The organism is Alcaligenes sp. Marseille-Q7550, from assembly GCF_965112015.1.
The window spans coordinates 1,938,277-1,947,048 of record NZ_CBCOPU010000001.1 but is presented as its reverse complement, the minus strand read 5'-3'; the positions used below and the strand labels follow the sequence as shown (position 1 = coordinate 1,947,048).

At 64.5% G+C, this 8,772-nt stretch carries 5 protein-coding genes, 1 tRNA gene and 1 pseudogene; 4 read left to right on the top strand and 3 right to left on the bottom strand.

Features of this window, described 5'->3' with window-relative positions; all coding sequences use genetic code 11:
* The 3 genes from ACWPWO_RS09305 to ACWPWO_RS09295 all read right to left on the bottom strand — a co-directional run.
* Positions 1-1,224: hypothetical protein (locus ACWPWO_RS09305; protein ID WP_454006206.1), on the bottom strand; the 1,224-nt coding region annotated here is incomplete at its 3' end.
* A 93-nt stretch (positions 1,225-1,317) separates the two neighbouring features.
* Complete coding sequence (locus ACWPWO_RS09300; RefSeq protein ID WP_454006205.1) at positions 1,318-1,638, bottom strand: hypothetical protein; 321 nt, start codon at positions 1,636-1,638, stop codon at positions 1,318-1,320.
* A gap of 416 nt (positions 1,639-2,054) precedes the next feature.
* Positions 2,055-2,131, bottom strand: a tRNA-Pro gene (locus tag ACWPWO_RS09295).
* A gap of 127 nt (positions 2,132-2,258) precedes the next feature.
* Between ACWPWO_RS09295 and pgaA the strand changes: the two are divergent.
* The 4 genes and pseudogenes from pgaA to pgaD all read left to right on the top strand — a co-directional run.
* Positions 2,259-4,667: pseudogene (gene pgaA, locus ACWPWO_RS09290) on the top strand (poly-beta-1,6 N-acetyl-D-glucosamine export porin PgaA); the annotation flags it as partial.
* Between the two features lie 184 nt (positions 4,668-4,851).
* The gene (gene pgaB, locus ACWPWO_RS09285; RefSeq protein WP_454006203.1) at positions 4,852-6,870 is read left to right on the top strand and encodes a poly-beta-1,6-N-acetyl-D-glucosamine N-deacetylase PgaB; all 2,019 of its coding nucleotides are present in this window, start codon (positions 4,852-4,854) and stop codon (positions 6,868-6,870) included.
* A complete protein-coding gene (gene pgaC, locus ACWPWO_RS09280) occupies positions 6,867-8,195 on the top strand; it encodes a poly-beta-1,6-N-acetyl-D-glucosamine synthase (RefSeq protein WP_454006201.1) in 1,329 nt (442 codons plus the stop codon). Before pgaB ends, pgaC begins: the two co-directional genes overlap by 4 nt.
* Complete coding sequence (gene pgaD, locus ACWPWO_RS09275; RefSeq protein WP_454006199.1) at positions 8,192-8,737, top strand: poly-beta-1,6-N-acetyl-D-glucosamine biosynthesis protein PgaD; 546 nt, start codon at positions 8,192-8,194, stop codon at positions 8,735-8,737. The genes pgaC and pgaD overlap by 4 nt, the downstream gene beginning before the upstream one ends.
* The last annotated feature ends 35 nt before the right edge of the window (positions 8,738-8,772 follow it).

Here is an 8,772-nt window from a genome sequence, read left to right as displayed (position 1 = left end):
ATGTCTATTGAGCGGGCCAACCGGATTATTCTGACGATCACGGAGCAGGTCCACGCTTGACTCGACCAGTCGCTGCACCCGCTCAAGCTCACTTTGGGGCAGCGCTCCCCAGGTCTGATAGGCGTCCTCCACCACGCGGCTCAAGCGATACAAGGCATCGGTTACGGCAAACCTGTCGCCCGCGCCCAAAGCCAAGGTCAGATTGACTTGTTCGGTCCGCAGGCTGCGCGACGCCCGTCTACTGAACTCGAGCTCCAACGAGTGCACCAGCCCAAGGAGAGAATTCGCCTGCCAATAATCCCCAGTCTGCCACAGTGCCTGTCGGACGGTATCCAGATTTCTGGAATGCAGGACGCCCAGCAGCCCCTTGAACTCGTCCGTAGACAACGTCTTGAAATAAAGCTTCTGCGTGGTCCTATCGTCGGAGAGCATCAACAATTGCGCACTCAGGTCTTGCTTATTCACTGAGTCAGCAGCCAGCAGATCGACAATCTGCAATAAAGGCTTATGCATGGCATGCCGGGCCGCTTGCTGATTCACGGCTTTTGCAACATCCTTCAACACCCGGGACGCCTGCTTGCGCACCGCATCATCAAGGCGAGGCGAAACCCGGTCCAGAACCGCGTCACACGCTTTCTCCTTGTTCAGAGCCCCGCCGGTCAGAGCCACAAGATCGAACTCTGTCAGCTCCTCCAGATACGTATGCAGGCAGTACTTCGCTCCCTTTAGCGAGTACAAACCGCCCTCCCCGCCGGACCTGTTCAGCTCCATCAATGCTCGGGCGATTCTGGAGTGATCATTGGCATCGACGAACCGGCCTTCCTCATCCACCTTGGCCGTCAAGCTGCCCAGCAAATTGCCGATGAGCCGGCTGCTGGCGCGAACCTCAACACGTGCCTGGAGCAACGCTGCGCGCGGCGACCGCGCCTGCGGGTGGTCGCAGGGGACGTCAGCGCTCAATTCAGCACGTCTGTTGGTCAATGACCGGCGCTGTTCCGACACGAGCACCTCGACACCGCGGGCAGGTGCTGTCCCGCCCTGCTCTGCGCTGAATTGCTGGTTGCCGATGGTCCCCAGATGACAAGGTTCCAGATCTTCCCGCTGCAGCTGCAGCACCAGCTCCTGCCGGCTATCCACCGGGATAGCAATGCTAGAAGTTTGAGTCATCATGATCATCTTTCTCAGGATAAGCAGCCCCGGCACCCAAACCAGGATCGGGAACACGAATGGTCTTCGTTACGGATCAAAGCACGCAGTCGGCACAATACTGTTGCCTCAACCCAAGGTTGGGTAACCGATGAGTCACTTGGCGTTCCTTTACCCGGATGTCGAACGCATTGCCCGCTCGGGCACGTTTCCTCCTTCGCCGAACCACTGGTCGATCGTCGCTTGCAACTCTTTCTCAACCCGATCCAATACCTGAGACGCCAGCCTACGTGATAGGTCTGCTTTATTGCGCGAGATCCGATTCAGCACCACCTGTCTGGCGCTTTGAATGCCCATGACTCCATTGTGCAGGGCCTTGATACCCGGATAGTTCAGCTCGCCGATGCAGGTAGACAGGCTGTGACGCCACCCCACCAATTTGGACAGGTCTACTGTGTTGACATAGGCCCGAACAACGCCCAAGTACTGCATCCAGGGCTCATTGATGGGGATGACTGCGTCTGGTTGGCGGGCGGCCAGGCGTCGAGCCGTTGATAAAGGGGAGGCAACGTCCAAGCGCCCTGCCCCCGGGAGCTTGCGCTGTGTCTGAATTCACGATTCGAAACACGCCTTCGGCCGGCGCCTGCGCGCGGCCGGTGTTCCCTTGAAGGATAGGCGGGTGCTTCCGGGGCGCGCGAAGAAGCTGCTGAGCACCCGTTAGTCGCCCACCGATCTATGCAACCCGCTCAAGCAAGTGGAAAAAATGGCAACTGAAACCGAAAACACAGCAGTTGTGACGCCTCTAGGGAGAGGATAGCCGAATGGCCTAGCCCGCCAAGCGCCCTCATAAAATACCGCGGCAAAGCAAAAGGGCCTGCAATGAAATCATTGCAGGCCCTTGTCTTATTTGGTCGGAACGGAAGGATTTGAACCTTCGACCCCTTGCACCCCATGCAAGTGCGCTACCAGACTGCGCTACGCCCCGAAAGAATTAAACTATAACCCCGTTTTTTCTATTGTGCAAGCTTTTTTTAAAAAGCTTGTTGCTTAGGCCATGCGGCTTACTGCAGAAAACCCGGCGGCTTACGTCGAAAGGCCAATTACTGCCGGGCATGCACGCTTCTAGCATACCCCTCAAGACCCTTCTCACTGCTCAGCCGTCGAACAGTGGACAGGAGTATATACAAAGAACAAGGGGAAGAGAAGTGCCTAGGCGATCAATAAGAAGGCGTGTTACACGAAGCGTCAGCCTATTTCCAGCCAGAACCCCGCCTGCGCGCCGGTTCTGGCTGGATTCCTTCACCATGCTGGTGCTGGCTGCGGGCAGCGTCGGCGCGCAGGCCGCCTCCTACGAGTACTGGATACGCCAAGCCCGGCAAGGCCAGTACCAGCCCGCCATCGACGGCCTGCGGCAGTATCAGCGGCAAAACCCGGCAGACCTGCGCGCGCAATATGATTTGATGCGCATCCATGCCTGGGCCGGCCAAGCCGAGGAAGTGCTGCAGATCTACCGGGCGCTGCCTGACGGGCAGCCCCTGCCGGCCGATGTGCTGCAAGCGACCGCGCGCGCCTACAAGAACACCCGCCAATGGGAACCCGCCCTGCGGCTGTACCGCGAAGGCACACGCCGTTTTCCCGGCCAGACCGCCTTCACCATGGGACTGTGCATGACGCTGGCCGACGCGGGCCAGCCTTCCAGGGCCCTGGACTGCACCCTGGCGCTGCAGCCGGCCACCCGCCGCAACCCTGACTACCTGCTGACGCGCAGCTACATTTATCGCGACTCGGGGCAGAACTACGAGGCCCTGCGAACCAGCCAGGATGCAGTGGTCCTGCAGCCCGCCAGGCCCGATGTCATCCGCGATTATGACCTGTCCCTGCACGCCGCAGGACTGGATCGCCAGGCCATGGAGTGGCAGTCCCGCCATCCCGCCGTCTTCTCCGTGGCCGAACGGACGGACCGGCAGGCCGACTACGCCGCCGAACTGACGCGCCTTGCCCCGCAGCCCGCCCGCACCCTGTCAGAACGCTTTCTGGTGGCCGATCGCGCCGTACGCCTGCAGGACGAGCTGGCCGACAGCGCGAGTTTCGGGGGGCGCCCCGCCTTCCAGCGGCGCATACGGGGCGATCGCCTGATGGCCGTGGACGCGCGCGAAGACGCGCCCGCCAGCGTGGATATCGCACCCGAACGCGCCGCCCAGTACCCGGACTACGCCTACGCCTCGCTGGGCGCTCTGCAACTGCGCGCCCGCCGTCCCGAACAGGCCGTCTCCAGCTATGAGCGGGCGCTGGCGGATCCCTCGCTGGACGCCAAGACGCGGCTGCGCTACCAGACCGGCCTGGCCTTTTCCCTGCTGGAATCGGGCCGGGAAGACCAGGCGCTGGCGCTGGCCGAGAGCATGGAACAGAACGCTCCGTCCACCCGCTACCTGCCCGGGAACCCCGAAGCCCTGCCCAATCCCGGCTATACGGACGCCTTGATCCTGAAGAATTCCCTGTGCATGTACACGGGCTTGCTCAAACCCGCCCGGGAAAATCTGGCGCAGGCCAGCGCCCAGGCTCCCGGAAACATCAACTTGCGCGTGCCGCTGGCCGACGCCCAGCGCATGTCCGGCATGCCGCGCCGGGCCGAACACAATCTGAAGATCGCCGAAACCTACGCGCCGCGCCAGGAAGACGTGATCATCAGCCAGGCCCAGACTGCCCTGGAGCTGCGCGAATACCGCCAGGCCGAAGAACTGCTGGCCTACGCCAAGGCCCGCTACCCCAGCAATATGCGGGTCGCGGAGCTGGAGAAAGACTGGCAGTCCTACCGCAGGAACGAGCTGATCGTGAGCGGCGGCTTCGAAAGCGGCAAGGGCGCCGACGTGTCCGGCCAGGACGGCCTGCGCGTTCAAGCGCAGTGGTACAGCGCCCCGCTGGCCTACAACTGGCGCGCCACCGTGCTCGCCGGCCACCTGGATACCAGCGACGAGCTGGGCCGCAACGTCAACTGGCAGGGAGCGGGCCTGGAATGGCGCGGACGCGACTGGCAGTCCCTGTTGCTGGTCAACCGCCAGGACTGGGGCCAGGGCGGCAAGGTGGGGGCCGGCCTGCAGCTCGACCACGAGGTGAACGACCACTGGCGCGTGGGCGCCACGCTGGAGTACCGCACGCTGGACATCCCCAATCGCGCCCTGGCCCAGGGCGTCACCGCCAACCAGGGCCAGTTGCGCCTGCGCTGGCAGAACGGCCCCGAGCAATGGGTGCAGGCCGCCTACCCCGCCACGCGCTGCACGGACGACAACCGGCGCCACAGCCTGCAGATCACCGGCAGCCAGCGCCTGTACGCCAGCCCGCGCGTGAAGGCCGACGCCCAGCTGGAACTGTGGACCTCGGGCAACCGGGACGAAGACAGGCCCTACTTCAGTCCGCGTCGGGAATACATGGCCGTGCCGGCCCTGCGCCTGGAGCACCTGATCTACCAGCGCTACGAGCAGCGGCTGACCCAGGCTCTGACCCTGGGCGCCGGCGTGCTTCACCAGAGCGGCATACGAGATCAGCCTCGGTCTCGTGGGCTCGGCCGCCTACGAGCTGAACTACCAGCACGACCGCAACCTGGAAGTCGGCCTGCGCCTGCAGGCCCTGACGCGACCCTACGACGGCCAGCGCGAGCAGCAGTACAGCGGCGTGGTCGAACTCAAGATCAAATTCTATGCGGCCACGATGATGCGCACACGTTTCCTTCCTTTTTTGCTGCTGGCATTGAGCGCCCTGCTCTCGGCCTGCGGCACCGGCACGCCGGCCCCCTACACGCCGCCCGAACAGCGCCGGATCGAACTCCAGGAACAAGCCTGGCGCGAGGGCGAGCTGATCGTCATCGCCTACCACGACGTGGAAGACCACGACCCCAGCCAGGCCTACCTGAGCGTCAGCACGGAACACCTGCGCCAGCAGTTCTCCTGGCTGCAGGAGAACAATTACGTGCCGGTCAGCGTGGACCAGATCCTGCAAGCCCGGAGCGGCAAGGCCGCCTTGCCCGACAAGGCCGTGGTGCTGTCGTTCGACGACGGCTACAGCAGTTTCTACACCCGCGTCTTCCCCCTGCTCAAGGTCTACGGCTGGCCGGCGGTGCTGGCCCCGGTGGGCCAGTGGCTGGATACGCCGGCAGGCCGGAAGGTGGATTTCGGCGGTCTGCCCACCGAGCGCGACCGCTTCCTGCAATGGGATCAGGTGCAGGAAATGGCGCGCTCCGGCCTGGTGGAGATCGGCGCCCATACCCAGAACATGCACTACGGGGCGATCGCCAATCCACAGGGCAATACGCAGCCCGTGGCCGCCGCCCATCGCTACCTGCCGCAGCTCAAGCGCTATGAGACCGATGCGGAATTCCCCGCGCGCCTCCGGGCCGACGTGCGCGCCATCTCGGCCAATGTACGCAAGCACGCCGGCAAGCCGCCGCGCGTCTGGGTCTGGCCCTATGGCCGGGTCAGCGGCCTGGGCCTGCGCATTCTGGAAGAAGAAGGCTATGAGCTGGCCCTGACCCTGACCGATGGCGTGGCCAGCGTGCACGAACTGATGAACATGCCGCGCTACCTGGTGGACAACGACCCGGACATCGGCACCTTCGCCGGCTTCATCACCGCGCGCGAGGACCGCGAGCCCGAGCGCGTGATGCACGTGGACCTGGACTACGTCTACGACGCGGACCCCGCGCAGATGGAGCGCAACCTGGGCGCGCTGGTCCAGAGGGTGGCCGACCTGAAGCCGCGCAGCGTCTACCTGCAGGCCTTCGCGGATCCGAGCGGCGACGGGCTGGTGCGCTCGGTCTACTTCCCCAACCGGCATCTGCCCATGCGCGCCGATCTGTTCAACCGCGCCGCCTGGCAGATCAGCTCGCGGGCCCATGCCGATGTCTATGCCTGGATGCCCGTGCTGGCCATCGAGACGCCCGAGCCGGTGGACCGGGTCCTGCAATGGCAGGCCGGCGACGCCTCCACCGTGTCCGCCGAGGGCTACCGGCGCCTGTCGCCCTTCGATCCTCGCGCCCGGCGGATTCTGGGAGACCTGTACGAGGATCTGGGCCGCAGCAGCATTTTCCACGGCTTGGTATTCCATGACGACGCCACATTGACGGACTTCGAGGACGCTTCGCCTTCGGCCCTGAAGGCCTACGAACAAGCCGGTTTCGGGCGCGACCTGGCGGCCATACGCGCCGACCCGGAGCGCATGCGGCGCTGGACGCGCTTCAAGTCGCAGGCCTTGATCGAACTGACGCGCGAGCTGGCCGCACGGGTCAAGGCTCAGCGCGGACCGCAGATCATCACGGTGCGCAACATGTATGCCCTGCCCGTGCTGCAGCCCGAAAGCGAACAGTGGTTCGCCCAGAATCTGGACGACTTCCTGCAAGCCTACGACTGGACCGCCGTCATGGCCATGCCCCGCATGGAAGGCATCGCCGATCGCAAGGCGGTGGACTGGCTGAACCATCTGGTCGATGCCGTGGCCCGCCACCCCCAGGGCCTGAGCCGCACGGTATTCGAGGTACAGGCGGTGGACTGGGGGGGCCAAGGCCCGGCCCCCCCCCCCCCCGCGTCGCGCCAGGTGGCCGGCTGGCTCAACGCCCTGACGGCCCGGGGTGCGCGCCACGTGGGCTACTACCCCGACGATTTCCTGCGCGATCAGCCCGAGATGAACGTGATTCGTCCGGAAATCACGATTGACTGGTACCCGACAAGAAAATGATAGAACGACTCATCGCCCTGCTGGCCCTGTGCCTGATCGTCGGGATTCCCCTGGGAATCACCGTCGCCCTGACCAGCCACCTGCTGCTGTATTTCATCTTCATGTATCCGTTGTTCATGTCGGGACTGTGGATAGGCGGAGGGCTGATCTTCTGGTTCCAGCGCGAGCGCCGCTGGAGCTACAAGCCTGCGCCCCCGCCCGAGCTGGACGGCATGCCGCTGGTCAGCATCCTGATCCCGTGCTTCAACGAGCAGGCCAATGCGCGCCACACCATTCTGTCCGCCCTGAACCAGGTCTACCCCAACATCGAAGTCATCGCGATCAACGATGGCTCCAGCGACCGCACCGCCGACGTGCTCAACGCGCTGAGCGAAGAGCACGAGAAGCTGCGCGTGATCCACCTGGCGCAGAACCAGGGCAAGGCGCTGGCGCTGCGCATGGGAGCCATGAGCGCCAGCGGCGACTACTTCGTATGCATAGACGGCGACGCCTACCTGGACCCCGAGGGCGTCAACTACCTGGTCGCCCCCATGCTGCGCAACCCCGAAGTGGGCGCCATCACCGGCAATCCCCGCATCCGCACTCGCTCCACGCTGATCGGCCGCATCCAGGTCGGCGAGTTCTCCTCCATCATCGGCCTGATCAAGCGCACCCAGCGCGTCTACGGAAAGATCTTCACGATCTCAGGGGTGATCGCCGGCTTTCGCCGCCGGGCGCTGGAAGAGGTGGACTACTGGAGCCTGGACATGATCACCGAGGACATCGACGTGACCTGGAAGCTCCAGCTTGCGGGCTGGCAGGTGTTCTACGAGCCGCGGGCCCTGTGCTGGGTGCTGATGCCCGAAACCCTCAAGGGCTTGTTCAAGCAGCGCCTGCGCTGGGCGCAGGGCGGGGCCGAGACCTTCCTGAAATATTCCCCGCAGGTGCTGCGCTGGGAGAGCCGCGGCATGTGGCCGCTGACGCTGGAGTACCTGTGCTCGACCCTGTGGAGCTTCGCGCTGGGCGTGGCGGTCCTGGTCTGGCTGGTCGGGCAGGTCTTTCACCTGCCGGCCGCCACCCATATCGACGGACTGTTCCCGCCTTCCTTCACCGGCATGGTGCTGGCCGCCATGTGTCTGCTGCAGTTTGCCGTCAGCGCCTGGATAGACCGCCGCTACGAGCCCGACCTGCACCAATCGATGTTCTGGATCATCTGGTATCCGTTCGCGTACTGGCTGATCAATTTCTTAACCACGCTGTGGAGCTTTCCCATGGTCATGCTGCGCCTGCGCCGCAAACGCGCCCGCTGGAGCAGTCCGGACCGGGGCATCAAGGAGCTGTCATGATCATCACGACCCAACGCCATCCCGTCAACCGCTGGATAGACCGCCTGCTGACCCTTGCCGGCTGGCTGGCCTTCAGCTATCTGGTCGCCCAAGGCCTGCTGCTGTTGATCGATCACTCGATGAACAAGGCCGGGTTCGAACAGATCGACCCGATCTTTCCCACGCTGACCACCTTCCTGTTCTATGGTGCCGTGCTGCTCGCCAACGGCCTGCTGCTGCTCGCCTGGTCCCGCTGGCGCCGCCGGCAGAGCCAGGAACGCCATCTGCGCCAGGCCCTGTATCGCCAGCGCAGCCGCGCGGCGCACATCGGGCAGGTCCCGCTCACGCGCTTTGACCACAAGCACATCGACGTCGTGCGCCAAAGCCGCGTCGTCGTGCTCTACCACTCCCAGGACGGCGCGGTGCAGCACGTGGTGCCGGCCGGCCCGGCTCCCGTGCTCCGGGCCACCGGCACGGACGACGCCCAGGCGCTCGCCCCGCTGATCTTCCACCCTCGCGCCTACTCCGAACGGCCTACGCCGACCCAGCGCCACTGGGGCTGATCCGCACCCTCGCAAGCGGCGAACAGCCTAGGAAA